We start from the raw sequence: 14915 nt of genomic DNA, 5'->3' as shown, positions 1-14915 counted from the left end.
CACACCGTTTACGTCCTCGCCCGCGCGAGGTGACCGTATGACCATTGGTGTCATCGGCGGCAGCGGTATCTACGAGGCACTGCCACTCGAGAACGTTTCGACGGAGTCCGTCTCGACGCCCTACGGCGAACCGAGCGAGGACGTGACCCTCGGCGAACTCGGCGGTCGGGAGGTCGCCTTCCTCCCGCGCCACGGCGGCGACCACCAGCACACGCCGACGCAGGCGAGCTACCGGGCGAACATCTACGCGCTGAAGTCGGTCGGCGTCGATCGCGTGATCTCGACGAACGCCGTCGGCAGCCTCCGCGAGGACCTGCCGCCCCGAACGCTGGTCGTTCCGGATCAGATCTACGACCGGACGAAACACCGAACGCCGACGTTCTTCGGCGACGGCATGGTCGTCCACATGAGCTTCGCCGAGCCGTACTGTCCGGAGATGACCGCACACCTCGCGGAGTCCGCCCGCGACGCGACCGACGCCGACGTCTCAGAGGACGGCACCTACGTCTGTATCGAGGGACCACAGTACTCGACGAAAGCCGAGAGCGAGTTCTACCGCGAACAGGGGTGGGATATCGTCGGGATGACGACGATCCCGGAGGCGAAACTGGCCCGCGAGGCCGAACTAAGCTACGCGACCGTCGCGGGCGTCACCGACTACGACGTCTGGAAGGACGACAGCGAGGTCAGCCTCGAGGAGGTGCTCGCGAACGCCGAGGCGAACCAGGAGTCGATCAACGCTGTCATCGAGCACGCGATTCGGACGATGCCCGAGGACTTCGAGAGCGAGGCCTGGAACGCCCTGGAGGGAACGATCAACACGCCGACCGACGCGATCCCCGAGGAGACCCGCGAACGGATCGATCTGCTGGCCGGCGAGTACCTCCGATAGCGGAGGTCCATCGGCGCTAACACGTCGACTACCGCGGTTCGTTCGTTTCTTGGAACCGTTTCCGTTCGACAATCGGTCCGTTATCGACCGCGTAGCGGAGACGTATCGACTGGATAGTGACTCCCGCGTTCGACAGGAGTCCCGGCAGCAGGGTAGGCCTGGGCGTTATGGTCATACTATCCGAATCCTGTCAGCGAGTACCATACCAAATATCGTTGGAGCAACCCCTATGCCACTCTCACCCCTCTCCGTAAGTACGAGACGAACCGAACCCGTCGATATGTTCGAGGAGGCGATCGGCGAAACACTGCCGATCCCGAAGTGCAACAGTTGTGCACTTTCTCAGTGTTTAATTCTTCATTAGTATCCTATAGTTACGTATATCTTCAAAATTTGAGATTGTCACGGAAAGTTTTATGTATGTACGGATACCACTGTTCGAGTGAAGAGCATGACCCTCGAAACTGACCACTCAGCCCACTCATCGGACGACGAGGAAGAGACGGCGTCCGACGAGACGCCGACCCTCTCCAGTGACGACATCTTCCACCTGCTCCAGACCAATCGCCGGCGGGACACCATCCGCTACCTCCTCGAGGAGGAGGGTCCCGTCAAGATGCGCGACGTCGCCGAGTACGTCGCCGCTCGCGAGAACGACACGACCGTCGCCGAGCTGTCCTCGACCGAGCGCCAGCGTGTGTATATCCCGCTGTACCAGTCACACCTGCCAAAACTCGACGAGGAAGGCGTCGTCGAGTACAACCAGCCCCGCGGGATCGTCAAACCGACCGACAACCTCGAGATCTTCGCGCCCTACATCGAAGCGACCGAGAAGGGAACCGCGGAGCTCGACTCCCAGCTCTCGAGCAATCGCGCGGTCCGGGAGTACTACGTCACCGCGGTCGCCGCGAGCGCGAGCCTGTTGTTCGCCTCCGCGGTCGGCCTCCTCTCGATCCCCGGTGTCGCCCTCGCGGCGATCATCACGGCGCTGTTCGCGCTGATCACGCTCGTCACGAACCTCTCACAGTTCGTGGAATCGGCGAACAGTCTCACCGCCCAGTAACGTCTCTCCCTCGTCTGTAGTGGTTCGCGTGCGGGTTTGCCCGACCGAACCCGCTCCCAGTTTTGCAACGACCGTTAGTTCGCTACCGGCTCGGCCCGATCGGTGTCGGCGTCGGCCCGCCGGAGCCAGAGATCACCGAACAGCTCGTCCTGCTCGAGCGTGATCGTCCCTCGGTGTGACAGAAAGAGCACGGCGAGATACGTCATCACGCGCGAGCCGCCGACCTCGTCGATCTCGGCGTACAGGACCTCCTCGCGGCCCCGCTCGTACCGGCTCTCGAGTTCGGTCGCGACGTCGTCGATCACTCGCTCGATGTCCTCCTCGTGGGTCGTGTGCGTGACGTCGTCGCTGGTCGGCTCGTCGTCGACCCGAAACTGGTCCTCCGCGTGGTAGCTCAGCTCCTGGACGCCGCGGTCGTATCCCCGAGGCGAGTCGCTCGTGTCGTAGCTCCGGGACTCCTTCCACCAGGTGTCCCGCTCGGCGTCCCGGAGGTCACGAACCAGCTCGTCGAGCGTCTCGGGCTTTCCGCGGGCTTGTTTTCGATCGAGACGGCGTTCCATCTCCGCCTCGAGTCCCTCGACGGGGTCGAACGCGGGCGCGTCGTCGCCCTCCTGAATCGGCGTCTCGTCGGCAAAGGGGGCCTCCCACGGCGGCAGCTCCTCCTCCTCGGGCTCGTCCGGACCGAACAGCTCGTCGCTTTTCATCCGCAACAGGACGCTGGCGTAGAACAGCGCCCGACCCGAGGTCCGCAGGTCCGCGTCGTCCAGCGCCTCGAGGAACCGATCAGTTACCTCAACGATGTCGATGTCCCAGGGATCGATCTCCCCGTTCTCGGCGAGCTGGACGAGCAGTTCGACGGGCTCGACCTTCTCGTCGTCGTCACCATCGTCGTCGACCGGCCCGACCTCCCCGTCGTCGAACTCGAACACGGCATCCTCGTCGCTCGCTCGGGCTCGCTCGTCGTGTCCGGCGATATTCAGCGGAATCTCGTCGTCGGAGTCGCTAGTCATCGGCCGGAACCTCCGTCGCCTCCCCGTCGCCCAGATCGATACCGGTCACCGCGCTCACGTTGTCCCGCTGCATCGTCACCCCGATCGCGCGCTCGGCACGGTCGAGCATTGCCGAGCGGTGGGAGACGACCGCGAACTGGGCGTCCCCGGAGAGCTCGTCGACCATCTCGCCCACCCGGTCGGCGTTGACCGCGTCGAGGAAGGCGTCGATCTCGTCGAGCGCGTAGAACGGCGCCGGGTTGTGCCGCTGGATCGCGAAAATGAACGCAAGCGCGGTCAGGGACTTCTCGCCGCCCGACATCGCGTCCAGGCGCTGGATCGGCTTGTCGCCCGGCTGGGCCTTCATCGTCAACCCGCCCTCGAAGGGGTCGTCCTCGTTCTCCAGGTGCAGCGATCCGGTCCCCTCCGAGAGCTGCTCGAAGATCTCGGTGAAGTGACCGGCGATCGCCTCGTAGGCGTCCATGAACGTCCGCTTCTTCTGGGTCTCGTACTGCTCGATCCGGTCCCGGATGCCGTCTGCCTCCTCGACCAGCGTCGCCTTCCCCTCCTCGAGCTCCGCGAGATCCTCCCGGACCTCGTCGTACTCGTCGATCGCGAGCATGTTGACCGGTTCCATCGCCTCCATGTCGGCTCCCAGGAGCTCGATCGTCTCGAGAACCGTCTCGTGGTCGGGCACGTCCTCGGGATCGTAGTCGCCGACCTCGGCCTCGAGGCTCTCGATCTCCCACTCGAGGTCCTCGAGCCGACCCCGCTTGTCCTCGAGCTTGCTCTCGACGGCGTTGACCCGGTCCTGTTGCTGGTCGCGTTTCGTTCGGGCGTCGGCGAGCTCCTCCTTGAGCTCGCTGCGGTCGGCCTTGAGCTCGGTCAGCTCGTCCTCGAGTGTCGCGACGGCCTCGTGTTTCCCTTCGAGCTCCTCGCGTTTCTCCTCGATCGTCGCCTCGTGGTCGTCGATCCGCTCCTCGTGGTCGGCCTTCCGATTCTGGGCCTCCTCGATGTCGTCGTGGAGCTCCTCGATCGCGTCCTCGGTGTACTCCTTCTCCAGGCGAAGCTCGTTGAGTTTGCCGTCGAGGTCGTCGATGCGCTCTTCGCGCTCGTCGATCTCGGCCTCGAGCTCCTCGATCTCCGCGGTGAGTTCGGGGATCTTCGAGTCGGCGAGTTCGGTCTCGAGCTCGTCGATGTCGGCCTCGATCGCCTCGATCCGCTCGGTCTTCGCGTCGATCTCGTCGGAGATTTCGGTCATCCGCTCGTCGACCGACTCGCGCTCCCCGCGAAGCTCCTCGAGTTCGCTCTCGAGGTCGTCGATCTCGTCCCGAACCGTCTCGCGGTCGCTTTCGATGCGCTCGAGTTCGCTCTCGATCGAGCGGACCTCGTCGGCCGAGTCGGTCTTCCGGTCGCGAGCGTCGTCGAGGCGATCCTCGACGCTCCGCAGCTCCTCACGCAGCTCCTCGCGCTCTTCTTGCAGGTCGGTGATCCGTTTCGCGACGCGCTCGAGCTGGCCCTCGCCGCCGCCGGTGAAGGAGTACCGAGAGCCCTTCCGGGAGCCCCCGGTCATCGCGCCGCTTTTCTCGACGAGGTCGCCGTCGAGGGTGACCATCCGGTAGTCGCCCGTGTACGAGCGGGCCGTCTCGAGGTCCTCGACGACCAGCGTATCGCCGAGCACGTACGAGAAGATCCCCGCGTACTGCTCGTCGAACTCGACCAGATCGTACGCGAAGCCGACGATACCGGGATCGGTCGGCGCCGACGGGAGTCGTCGCTCGTGCATGTCGGTCATCGGGAGGAAGGTCGCGCGCCCGGCGTTGCGCGATTTGAGGTGTTCGATACACCGCTGACCGACGCCGTCGTCGTCGACGACCACGTTCGCGAGTCGGCCGCCCGCGGCGGTCTCGCAGGCGACGGCGTACTCGCCCGGCACCGACCCCAGCTGTGCGACCGCGCCGTGGACGCCGTCGACCCCCGCGTTCAGAATCGTCGTCACCGCGCGGCCAAAGGAGGAGTCGCCGCTCTCGCCGGCGTTGGCCTCGAGTTCGGCGTACTCCTGTTGTTTCGCCTGGATCTCGTCGTCGAGTTCGTCGAGTTCGGACTGGGTTCGGCGCTTCTCGGCTTTCAGGTCGTCGACGACGCTCGCGATGTTCTCGCGGTTCGTCTCGGCTTTCTGCAGCTCGCGTTCGAGGTCCGACTCCCGTTCCTCGAGTTCGGGAAGCTCCTCGCGTTTCTCCTCGATCGTCGCCTCTTTCTCGCTGATGGCGTTCGAGCGTCGGCGGGCCTCGTCGAGCAGCCGATCCTGCTCGCGCTGGAGATCGTTTCGTTCCGTTTTGACCGCCTCGAGGTCCTCCTTGCGATCGGCGAGGTCCGCCTTGAGTTCGTCGAACTCGGTGTCGACGGCGTCGATCTCGGCCTCGAGTTCGTCGCGTTCGGCCTCGCGCTCGGCGATCTCGGTCTTGACCGACGCCTTCTCGAGTTTGTGCTCGCGGATATCGGCGTCGAGCTCGTCGACCTGTTCCTGCTTGCGGTCGATCCCGACGAACGCCTCCCGTCGGTCGGATTCGGCGGCCTCGATCTGTTCCTCGCTGGCCTCGATCTTGTCCTCGAGCCGGGAGATGTCGCCCTTGATCTCCTCGATCTCGCCTTTGATCCGGAGCTGTTCGTCCTCGCCTTTCCGCTCGATCTCGGCGTTCAAATCCTCGAGATCCTCCTGGAGGCGAACGACCGTTCCCTGGCGCTCGTCTAACGTGCGCCGGAGTCCCTTGAGTTCGTCCTCGAGCTCGTCGACGGTCGCCTCGAGCCCGTCGAGCTCCTCGCGTTTTTCCTCGAGCTCGCTGGCCTTCTTGTAGCTCTCGTACTCCTCCTTCTCGCGACGGAGCCGTCGGTAGCGAAGCGCCTCCCGTCGTTCGTCCTCGAGCTGCGTGAGCCGGGTTCGTTTCTCCTCGATCCGGAGTTCGGCCTCGTCGATCCGCTCCTGGACTGTCTCGAGCTCCGCGAAGGCGTCTTCTTTCTTCGCGTCGAACTCCGCGACACCCGCGATCTCGTCGATGATCTCCCGGCGGGCGTAGGGCGTCATGTTGATGATTTCGGTGACGTCGCCCTGCATGACGACGTTGTACCCCTCGGGGGTGACGCCGGCCTGTGCGAGCAGGTCCTGAATATCAGAGAGGTTGACCGAGCGATCGTTGAGGTAGTAGTAGGAGTAGTAGTTGTCCTCGGTCTCCTTGACCCGGCGACGGATGCGGATCTCGTCGACGTCGCCGACGTCGTCGCTGCCGGCGGCGTTGACGACCTGGGAACGCTCGAGCGTTCGATCCGAGTTGTCGAGGATCACCTCGACGGTCGCCTCGCGGGGACCGCTCGAGGCGGCGTCGTCCTCGTGACCGGGGTTGTAGATGAGGTCGGTCAGCTTCTCGGCGCGGATCCCCCGTGTTCGTGCGAGCCCCAGCGCGAACAGCACCCCGTCGATGATGTTCGACTTCCCGGAGCCGTTCGGTCCGGTGACAACGGTGAAGTCCTCGTAGAACGGAATCTTGGTCTTGCGTCCGAAGCTCTTGAAGTTGTCTAAGACGAGCGCCTTGATGTACATACCCTTCTCGAATCCTCCGTCAACTCGGCCGTCTCGGCCCGGCTGCGATGCGGTTATGCGACGATAATGTCGTCGCTACCTGAGTCTTCCGTTTCGTCGGCGTCGCTCTCGCCGTCCTCGTCCGATTCCGGCTCGGCTTCGGGGGTAGCGTCGTCCGACGACTCCGACTGTTCGGGTGGCTCCTCGTCGACTGGCTCCTCGCTCTCGCTTCGCCGCTCCGGAACGCGGGTCGGCGTGTCGGCGTCCAGTTCGGCCTCGAGGACGCGAATTCGTTCTTTCGCTTCGATAAGTTCGCTCGTCAGTCCCTCGACGGTCGACTCGAGTTCGGCGACGGTCGACTCGAGTTGCTCCACGCGGTTGTTCGACATACCATCTAGGGAATGGTCCGGAACCATAAACGTACGTCAGACACAACTAACAGTTCTGGTAACTTACTGTGAATCTGTACCAAACTACAGCTCGTCGTGATCGTCCATCCCCTCGATCGCACCCAGTGCGGCCTTTAGGATCTTGCGCTCGCTGCGTCGTAGATTCATCGAGACGGCGGTCTTCGAGATGTCGAAGTGGTCGGCCAGCTCGTCGAGCGTCGTCTCGCGGGGCGTCTCGTAGTAGCCGTTCTTTGAGGCGACCTCGAACGTCTCCTGTTCGGTCTCGGTGAGGGAACGACAGCCCTCGAGCAAGCGCAGCGCGCTGTCGGAGTTTTCGAGCAGATCGAACAGCGTCGTCGGACCGAACTGGTCTCGGCCCTCGACCTCGTAGTCGTTGTGTCGCTCGAGTTCAGCGAGGGTGCGGTCCTCGGCGTCGTCGTCGTCGAAGCCGACGTGCCATCGCTCGCGGCCGTCCTCGATCCGGAACGGACCAGTGATGTAGCCGTCGTTTTCCTGGATCGCCCGCATCGCGTTCGTCTGTTCGATCGTCGTCCCGATCTGAGCGACGTTGTCCCGTTTCGTGAGGATGTAACAGTCGCGCATGTTCGGGTGGGTCCGAAGCTCGTGGAGTCCCTGGTCGAGCGCCGCCGCCGACTCTCCCTTCGCAATGAGCCGCGTCTCGAGCTTCTCGGCGTCCGTGTCGAGCTGCCACTGGACGGCCGAGAACGCGACGTCGACGTCGTCGGTCGTGTCGATGAACGGGCAGTCGTACTGCCGCATGTCGAGATCGAGGTCGATCATAGCACGGTACATTATAACCATAATACGGATATTAATCGTTCGCATTTGCGGTCGGCGCCGACTGTGGCCGCGACGGCGGGTCGACGACCGCCGTTGATATGTTAACAGGGTCGCTTTAGCGCCCTGCGACCCACCTACACGGTATGCCTCAGGACAAAGTGAGCCCGCCGACGATCACGCGGGAAGATATTCACACGATCTCGGACGATTCCTTTACCGACCGAAACGTCTGTCTGGTCACGGGTGGTGGATCCGGTATCGGCCAGGCGACCGCGCTGGCGGCCGCAGGCAACGGCCTCACCGTCGCGATCACGGACATCGACGAGTCCGGCCTCGAAGAGACCGTCGCTCGCGGCGAAGAGCTGGGTCTCGAGGGGAAGATCGTGCCGATCGTGGGCGATCTCACGGTCGACGACGACATCGAGCGGATGGTTGCCGAGGCCGCCGAGCTGGGCGATCTCAAGTATCTCGCGAACATCGCCGGGATGCAACACATCGACTCCATCGAGGAGTTCCCGATGGAGACCTACGATATGCTCCACGAGATCATGCTCCGGGCGCCGCTGTACCTTTCGAAGCTGTGTATGCCCCACTTCCGGGACACCCAGAACGGACAGGGTTGTGTCGGGAATATGGCGTCGGTCCACGCCCACTACGTCACCAGCGACAAGGTCGCGTACAACGTCTCGAAGTTCGGGCTGCGCGGGCTCACCCAGTCGATCGCCGCCGAGGGCAACGGTAAGATCCGCTCGTTTTCAGTGAGTACGGGCTACGTGAAGACCCCGCTCGTGACCGCCCAGCTCGAGGACACCGCCGAGCAACGCGGTATCAGCGTCCAGGAGGTGATCGAGGACGTGATGGTCGGCCAATCCCGGGTCAAGGAGATGATGGAACCGATCGACGTCGGCAACCTCTTCGTCCTCGGCTTTTCGGATCTCGGCCGACACCTTGACGGTGGCGACCTGTTGTTTGATGGGGGCATGACGCTAACATACGAGTGAGAGTCCAATGGGAGAAACCACCAGTCTGGAAGACGTCGACGAGATCGTTCACGAACCGAGCGAGGAGTTCGTCGAGTCGACCAACGTCGCCGCGTTCATGCGGGAGTACGGGATCGACAACTACGAGGCGCTGATCGAGCGGACGACGACCGAACTCGAGGGCGAGTCCGAGAGCGGCGTCGACTGGTTCTGGGACGAGCTGGTCGACTACCTCGGGATCGAGTTCTACGAGGAGTACGACGAGGTCAGGGATAACAGCGAAGGGCCCCAGTTCACCGACTGGTACCCTGGCGGCGAGCTCAACCTCGCCCACAACGTCGCCGACCGCCACGCCGCCCGCGACGAGGAGCGGCGAAACAAGGTCGCCACTATCTGGGAGGGTGAGGACGGCGAGGTTCGCGAGATTACGTACCACGAGCTTCGTCGCCAGTCGAATCAGGTCGCGAACGCCCTCGAGGAGCGAGGGATCGAGACGGGCGATACGGTCGGGCTCTACATGCCGATGGTCCCCGAGGTCGCCGCGATCCTCTACGGCTGTTTCAAGGTCGGCGCCATCGCGGTGCCGATCTTCTCGGGCTTCGGCGTCGACGCCACGGCGACTCGGATCGCCGACTCGGAGTGTTCGGTGCTGTTCACCGGCGACGGCTTCTACCGCCGGGGGAGCCCCGTCCGTCTGAAGGGGTCGGCCGACGAGGCGATCGAGGAGGCCGGCTACGTCGAGGACGTGATCGTCTTCGATCGGTTGGGTAGCAATGACGACGGCGACGTTCCCTGGACCGACGACCGCGACGAGTGGTGGGCCGACGCCGTCGAGAGCCAGTCCGACGAGTACGAGACGAAGTCCCTCCCGGCGGATCAGGAGTCGATGCTGCTGTACTCGTCGGGGACCACCGGGAAGCCCAAGGGGATCGTCCACACCCACGCGGGCGTCCAGGTCCAGTGTTCGAAGGAGGTCCACTTCGGGATGGATCTCAAGCCCTCGGATCGGTTCTTCTGGGTCTCCGACATCGGCTGGATGATGGGTCCCTGGACGCTGATCGGCACCCACACCTTCGGCGGCACCGTCTTCATGTACGAGGGTGCGCCCGATCACCCCGAACCCGACCGGTTCTGGGAGATGATCGACCGCCACGAGCTGACCCAGTTCGGCATCTCGCCGACGGCGATCCGAGCGCTTCGCAAGCACGGCGACGAGTGGCTCGAGGATCACGACCTCTCCTCGCTCCGACTGCTGGGGTCGACGGGCGAGCCCTGGGACCCCGAATCCTGGCGGTGGTTCTACGAGCACGTCGGCGGCAGCGAGGCGCCGATCGTCAATATCTCCGGCGGCACCGAGATCTGTGGCTGTTTCCTGATGCCGATGCCGAGCGAACCCCTCAAACCGTGTACGCTCGGTGGCCCCGGTCTCGGCATGGATATCGACATCGTCGACGCCACTGGCGAGTCGGTCAGAGAGGAGAACGAACGGGGCTACCTCGTCGCCCGCGACTCGTGTCCGTCGATGACCAAATCGCTGTGGTCGGGCGATGAGCGCTACCTCGAGGAGTACTGGTCGCGGTTCGACGACATGTGGAACCACGGCGACTGGGCCCAGAAGGACGCCGACGGCTTCTGGTTCCTCCACGGCCGGGCCGACGACGCCCTGAACGTCGCGGGCCGCAAGGTCGGCCCCGCCGAGGTCGAGGGCGCGCTGATCGATCACGACGCCGTCAACCAGGCTGCGGCGATCGGCGCCCCCGACGACACCACGGGCACTGCGGTCGTCACCTACGTCATCCTCGAGGACGGCCGCGAGGAGAGCGACGACCTCCGCGAGGAGCTTCGTGCGCAGGTCGGCGAGGAGCTCGGCAAACCGTTCCGGCCGCGCGAGGTGCTGTTCGTCGACGAGTTCCCCAAGACCCAGTCGGGCAAGATCATCCGGCGGGCGATCGAAGCGACCTACACCGGCGAGGATCTCGGCGACATGAGTAGCATCGAGAACCCCGACGCGCTCGAGGATCTCGAGGACGCGCGGTAGGTTCAGGGAGGCTCGAGTTCCCTCGATCTCCGTTTCCCGGACGGGTGTGCATTTCGCCCGTTACTCCGACCCGCTCGTCGGTACCCCACACGTGAACGACCACGAGTGAATCTCGTTGATTTTATACTGATCGACTCTCGGTACGGGATATGGCGAAGCTACCACGCCCTGGTACCAGCACTCGGCGAACGTTTCTGACCGCGACCGGCGGGGCCGCCTTTGCGGGACTGGCCGGCTGTCTCGGAGAGGGCGACGGCGGCGGCAGGGAGGACGACGATCCGGTTCGGTTCGTCCTCAATCCCGCGGAGGAGCAGACCGACATCGTCGAGGAGTACACGCCAATGAAGGAGTACCTCGAGGAGGAAACCGGCGCCGAAATCGAACTGATCCGCGCCGGCAGCTACGTCGAGACCTTCGAGGCGCTCAACACCAACCAGGCCGAGATCGCAGACACGTCACCGACTGGGCTCCCGGGGAGCCAGGAGTTCGCCGACGTCCTCGGCATGCGGACGGCCTTCGGCGGGCCGCTGTACTTCTCGACGATCATCACCACACCGGACAGCGACATCGAAACCATCGACGACCTCGAAGGTGAGACGATGGCCACCGGCGCGCTCCTGTCGTTCAGCGGCACGCTCGCGCCGTCGATGATGCTGAGCGAGGCCGGGCTAGACATCGGTGATTTCCCGCAGGGCGACGCGAACGATCTGGAGATCCAGACCGCGGACGACCACGATACGACCCGCGAACAGATGATCAACGACGACACCGTCGCGGCCGCGGCGACGGGTGCGTTCGCCTCCGCGCCGCAGATCCCCCAGGAGCAGTTCGACGAACACGAGGAGTTCGTCGAACACTCTGCGGAGTACGACGACGCGGGGAGCGCCCTCGAGGACGGGGCGGAGGAACTACAGCTGGTCGCCGTCTCGGATCCGCTCCCCCGAGCGCCGATCGCGGCCCGGAGCGACTGGGACGAGCCCGTTCGCGACGACGTCAGGGAGGCGCTGCTCGACGCCGAGGAGGAGGATCTCATCCCGGAGGACGTCGACGAGGACTACGAGCTCTGGTTTACCGGCATCGAGGAGGCCGACAGGGACGACTACGAGCTGGTCGTCGAGCTCTTCGACGAACTGGATCTCGAGTTCGAGGACTTCGAGGACGAGTAGCGCCGGCCGTTACGGACGGTCACGGCGGGCGTTTCGAGCGGTACCGTAGTCGAAATCGACGTTCGGCGGGTTCCGTTGGGCGACAGGACCGCGTGCCCTCCCTCGACAATTCCGTTTCGGAGTTCCCCTCCTCGAAACGCCGACCGCGGTCGTACTCCCAAGCGGACCCGGCTCGACCCACTCCTCGAGTTCGATCGGCTCCCGGCGTTCGGTCTTCCGCTTCTCGAGGACCTCGAACGGGCGCACTAAGGGACGGTCGGTGACCGCGGGGACGTCGCCGCCCGCGACTCCAGATATAATATACCGAATGTTTCTAAGGATGGGTGTCGAGTCAACGTGTAGAGCTATGTCCGACGACGAGACCGCCGGGCCGGATTCGACCCCGGCCGACGACGCGAGCGACGGGATAGAGTTCACGACGCCGGCGGTCGACGACGCCAGCGGGTACGGTTTCTCGATGACCCTGCTCGGCGGGGTGTTGCTCGCGCTCGCGTACTACGGCTACCTCGCCGTGAGCGCCGTTGGTTTCGGGGCCGTGCCCGAGCCGTTCTACGTGCTGGCGCTCGCGTTGCTGTTCGTGGTCGAACTCTTTCGAAGCCCAGGGTACGACGGGGAAGCGCTCGTCCGGGCGGTCGCGTTTACCGCGGTCTACGGCGGGCTGGTCGTGTTCGCCATCGAGGGCGGCGCGTACCTCTTCGAGCGGCCCGAGGCGGCACTCGAGGGATTCGTCGGCGTGACCGTCCTCGCCGTCTCGATCGTCGTCGCCGCGCTCGCGTACTTCCTCTTTCTCGCGGTCGTCAAGCCGTCGCTCACGAACGAAAACTGACGGCCGGCCGGTGGCGGTTTCGGGCCCCTCGTCTCGACCGATCGGATTCATGAACGCTGTTCTACGGGGACGAGGGCGGGCCGAACGACGCCCGGCAGTCGCTCGAGACGGCGATCCGTATCACTCGTCGAGTTCCATCGACTCCTGGCGGTCGGTCTTCCACTGCTCGACGTCCTTGATCGCGTGCTCCGGCGGGACGTCGATCGCGGGGTTTTCCTCGAAGAAGTGGGCGGGCTGGAGCTTGAACGAGACCATCTTCGCGGGCAGGATCGGCCAGTCCTCCGGTACCGAGACGTGGGTCTGACAGAGGTTGTACCAGACGACGAGGTCCTCGTTCGCGATCGAGCGGTCCGCCTCGGTCCAGGCCGGCAGCCCCTCGCCGCCGGGGTTCTGGTTGGGGTACTCGCCCGCGGGGTAGCGCTCGTCGTCGTCGTACCGCGTGACCCAGAGGTGTTTCTTCGCGAAGCCGGCCCGTTTCACCACGCCGGAGCCGGCCTGCATCGGGAACGCGGTGTTCGTCCCGTCCCCGCCGACCAATCGATAGCCGACCGGTTCGCCCGTCGCGTCGTTCCGGACGTCCTCGTTGACGATTTCCCAGTAGCGACCCGCGTGGGTATCGGTCAGGCGCCTGGCCTCGGACTCCCGTTCGAACCGCGTGCGGTCGACGTAGGCGGCGTTCCCGTGGGGGTTCAGGTGGTTTCGGTCGGCGTCGGCGTGTGGCGTCGGATCGTACCCGTCGGGCCCGTAAGGCACTTCCTTGAGGTTTACCTCCCGGACGGTGTTTGTCGGGCCGTCGACCTCGAAATCGAGCCGACAGTTGAACACGTGCTGGTGGAGCATCGACTTGTGGCCCGGACCGATCGTCTCGGAGTACCCCGTCTCCCGATCGTCCTCGCCGAGCAGTCCCGTCGCGTTACACCCCGTCAGTCGGACCTCGCCCTCGACGCTTCCGTCCTGGTAGAAGTACCAGTAGAACCCGAAGTCGTAGTTCCCGATCGTCGAGATGAACGAGATCACGAGCCGCCGGTTGCGCCGCACCTCGTGGTCGCCGACCCGCCAGTCGTAGTGCTTCCAGAGGAGGCCGTAGTCCTCCTCGTGGAGACAGATCGCGTTCGGGATCACCTGCGCGTTGCCGTCGGCGTCGTTGAGCGCGGCGTCCCAGTAGTGCATGTACCCCAGGCAGTCACACCCCTCGGTCAGCGAGTTCGCCAGGCGCCCGAGCCCGTACTCGCCGACGTCGAAGGGGGCCTTCCAGTCGTGGTCGGGATCGGGGTCGTTGTAGGCGGCGACGACCTCCGGCCAGGAGGCCCGCCGGAGGATCGTCCGCTCGTCGCCGTCGTCCTCGTAGCTGACGTCGTGAAGTACCAGCCCCTCTCGGTGGTTGAATCCCACTCGGACGTTCCAGTTCTGCCACTCGACGGTGTGGCCGTCGACCTCCCAGCTCGGCCCCTCCGGCTGGATCACGTTGTACGGCTCGAGGTCCTCGCGCAGCTCGCGTTTGTCCTCGCGGTAGTAGCTCGTCCGGAGGTTCCCGACGACGTCTTCCGTTTTCGGCCCCGTGTCGACGACCTTCACTACCTCGCGGTCGTCGAGGTCGACCCAGGCGTGGATGCCCGATAGCGGCCGATTGTACGCCTCCGCACCCTCGTCCTCGGCGTCGCCCTGCACCCAGGCGATACCGTGTGCCAGCCGGCGCTCCCGGTCGACGTCCTCGGGGACGAAGTCGTAGCCCGCCGACCAGGCGGTGACGATCGCCAGATCGGGATCGGCGCCGCGCCGACGCACCGCCTCGCGGAACTCCTCGTTCGCGGTGACCGTCTCTTCGACCTCGACGAACTCCTCGCCGATCATTCGCGGCTGGCCGCGCTCGATCTCGCTCCACTCGACGACCGCCTCGTCGTCGAGCGAGACGATCCCCTCGTAGGATACCCGCTTGGTCTTGTCGCGGGCGACGATCGATACCCGTCGTTCCGGTCTCGAGTCGCCGTCCTCGAACGCCCGAAGCGCCGCCTTCGGTGGTTCGGCGAGCGTGATCTCGATCGCTCGAGCGTCCTCCGAGAGGCTCCGCTCTTCGGTCGCGATCGACCAACTCCGTTCGATCTCGGACGGTGCTAGCGGGTCCAGTGGATGGTCCGCACTGTCGTCTGTGTGAGACATTGACAGCCACATACGATCGCCTTCGATTTATAGCTACCCG

Annotated in this window: 11 protein-coding genes; 6 read left to right on the top strand and 5 right to left on the bottom strand. The window is 64.7% G+C overall.

Going from position 1 to position 14915, the window contains the following annotated elements:
- Nucleotides 1–37 precede the first annotated feature (37 nt).
- Both mtnP and QA600_RS08125 read left to right on the top strand, forming a co-directional pair.
- A complete protein-coding gene (gene mtnP, locus QA600_RS08130) occupies nucleotides 38–892 on the top strand; it encodes an S-methyl-5'-thioadenosine phosphorylase (protein WP_278291444.1) in 855 nt (284 codons plus the stop codon).
- A 451-nt stretch (nucleotides 893–1343) separates the two neighbouring features.
- Nucleotides 1344–1955, top strand: a complete 612-nt coding sequence (locus QA600_RS08125; RefSeq protein WP_005553693.1) for a hypothetical protein — start codon at nucleotides 1344–1346, stop codon at nucleotides 1953–1955.
- Nucleotides 1956–2029: 74 nt separating this feature from the next.
- Here QA600_RS08125 and QA600_RS08120 read toward each other — a convergent pair whose 3' ends face one another.
- From QA600_RS08120 to QA600_RS08105, 4 genes are all read right to left on the bottom strand, one after another.
- On the bottom strand, nucleotides 2030–2965 hold the full coding sequence (locus tag QA600_RS08120) for a ScpA family protein (protein WP_278291442.1): 936 nt from the start codon (nucleotides 2963–2965) through the stop codon (nucleotides 2030–2032).
- Nucleotides 2958–6539: a chromosome segregation protein SMC gene (gene smc, locus QA600_RS08115; RefSeq protein WP_278291441.1), complete on the bottom strand. Its 3582-nt coding sequence runs from the start codon at nucleotides 6537–6539 to the stop codon at nucleotides 2958–2960. Before smc ends, QA600_RS08120 begins: the two co-directional genes overlap by 8 nt.
- Before the next feature lie 53 nt (nucleotides 6540–6592).
- On the bottom strand, nucleotides 6593–6907 hold the full coding sequence (locus tag QA600_RS08110) for a hypothetical protein (protein ID WP_278291440.1): 315 nt from the start codon (nucleotides 6905–6907) through the stop codon (nucleotides 6593–6595).
- Between the two features lie 84 nt (nucleotides 6908–6991).
- Complete coding sequence (locus tag QA600_RS08105; protein WP_278291439.1) at nucleotides 6992–7708, bottom strand: helix-turn-helix domain-containing protein; 717 nt, start codon at nucleotides 7706–7708, stop codon at nucleotides 6992–6994.
- A 143-nt stretch (nucleotides 7709–7851) separates the two neighbouring features.
- Between QA600_RS08105 and QA600_RS08100 the strand changes: the two genes are divergently transcribed.
- From QA600_RS08100 to QA600_RS08085, 4 genes are all read left to right on the top strand, one after another.
- Entirely contained in the window at nucleotides 7852–8709 is an 858-nt protein-coding gene (locus QA600_RS08100) for an SDR family oxidoreductase (RefSeq protein ID WP_278291438.1), read from the top strand.
- A gap of 7 nt (nucleotides 8710–8716) precedes the next feature.
- Nucleotides 8717–10726, top strand: a complete 2010-nt coding sequence (locus QA600_RS08095; protein WP_278291437.1) for an AMP-binding protein — start codon at nucleotides 8717–8719, stop codon at nucleotides 10724–10726.
- Between the two features lie 149 nt (nucleotides 10727–10875).
- A complete protein-coding gene (locus QA600_RS08090) occupies nucleotides 10876–11892 on the top strand; it encodes a PhnD/SsuA/transferrin family substrate-binding protein (RefSeq protein ID WP_278291436.1) in 1017 nt (338 codons plus the stop codon).
- A 346-nt stretch (nucleotides 11893–12238) separates the two neighbouring features.
- Nucleotides 12239–12718, top strand: coding sequence for a hypothetical protein (locus tag QA600_RS08085; protein ID WP_278291435.1), 480 nt, complete (start codon nucleotides 12239–12241; stop codon nucleotides 12716–12718).
- Between the two features lie 120 nt (nucleotides 12719–12838).
- Here the strand turns inward: QA600_RS08085 and QA600_RS08080 are convergent, their stop codons facing one another.
- A complete protein-coding gene (locus tag QA600_RS08080; RefSeq protein ID WP_278291434.1) occupies nucleotides 12839–14875 on the bottom strand; it encodes a primary-amine oxidase in 2037 nt (678 codons plus the stop codon).
- Nucleotides 14876–14915 lie beyond the last annotated feature (40 nt).

This window comes from Natronococcus sp. A-GB1 (assembly GCF_029688845.1).
Taxonomy (GTDB): Archaea; Halobacteriota; Halobacteria; order Halobacteriales; family Natrialbaceae; genus Natronococcus.
This window is presented reverse-complemented; position numbering and strand designations above follow the sequence as displayed.

Excerpts from the sequence above, each read along its gene's own strand:
- QA600_RS08095 (WP_278291437.1), top strand. The coding sequence starts at position 8,717 with ATGGGAGAAACCACCAGTCTGGAAGACGTCGACGAGATCGTTCACGAA.
- QA600_RS08100 (WP_278291438.1), top strand. The coding sequence starts at position 7,852 with ATGCCTCAGGACAAAGTGAGCCCGCCGACGATCACGCGGGAAGATATT.
- QA600_RS08110 (WP_278291440.1), bottom strand. The coding sequence starts at position 6,907 with ATGTCGAACAACCGCGTGGAGCAACTCGAGTCGACCGTCGCCGAACTC.
- QA600_RS08080 (WP_278291434.1), bottom strand. The coding sequence starts at position 14,875 with ATGTCTCACACAGACGACAGTGCGGACCATCCACTGGACCCGCTAGCA.
- QA600_RS08090 (WP_278291436.1), top strand. The coding sequence starts at position 10,876 with ATGGCGAAGCTACCACGCCCTGGTACCAGCACTCGGCGAACGTTTCTG.
- smc (WP_278291441.1), bottom strand. The coding sequence starts at position 6,539 with ATGTACATCAAGGCGCTCGTCTTAGACAACTTCAAGAGCTTCGGACGC.
- QA600_RS08085 (WP_278291435.1), top strand. The coding sequence starts at position 12,239 with ATGTCCGACGACGAGACCGCCGGGCCGGATTCGACCCCGGCCGACGAC.
- QA600_RS08125 (WP_005553693.1), top strand. The coding sequence starts at position 1,344 with ATGACCCTCGAAACTGACCACTCAGCCCACTCATCGGACGACGAGGAA.
- mtnP (WP_278291444.1), top strand. The coding sequence starts at position 38 with ATGACCATTGGTGTCATCGGCGGCAGCGGTATCTACGAGGCACTGCCA.
- QA600_RS08120 (WP_278291442.1), bottom strand. The coding sequence starts at position 2,965 with ATGACTAGCGACTCCGACGACGAGATTCCGCTGAATATCGCCGGACAC.
- QA600_RS08105 (WP_278291439.1), bottom strand. The coding sequence starts at position 7,708 with ATGATCGACCTCGATCTCGACATGCGGCAGTACGACTGCCCGTTCATC.